Annotated in this window: 1 protein-coding gene; it reads right to left on the bottom strand. The window is 39.0% G+C overall.

What is annotated here, in order from left to right; genetic code table 11:
- Positions 1–410: DEAD/DEAH box helicase (locus J7R10_RS09120; protein WP_208436513.1), on the bottom strand; the 410-nt coding region annotated here is incomplete at both ends.

Below are 410 nucleotides of genomic sequence, written 5' to 3'. Positions count from 1 at the left end.
GTACCCCTGATAATGCTAATCCTAAAGTTCGGGGTATAGGGGTTGCCGAAAGTGTAAGGACATGAATATCGCTTTTAAGCTCTTTTAAACGCTCTTTGTGTTTTACGCCAAAATGCTGTTCCTCATCAATGATAAGAAGTCCTAGTCGTAAAAAATTAACTGCATCGCTTAGTAATGCATGCGTTCCAATGACAATATCAATCGTACCATCTAATATACCTTTTTTGACTTGTGCGAGTTCTTTAGTTTTCACAAGCCTTGAGGCATGGCCAATCTTAACAGGTAATCCTTGGAAACGCGCAATAAAAGTATTATAATGTTGGCGTGAAAGCAAAGTTGTTGGTACAACAACAGCAACTTGATACCCATTTAATGCTGCGACGAAAGCACTTCGTATAGCAACTTCTGTT

The organism is Bartonella vinsonii subsp. berkhoffii ATCC 51672 (genome assembly GCF_902825225.1).
Classification (GTDB): domain Bacteria; phylum Pseudomonadota; class Alphaproteobacteria; order Rhizobiales; family Rhizobiaceae; genus Bartonella; species Bartonella berkhoffii.
This window is presented reverse-complemented; position numbering and strand designations above follow the sequence as displayed.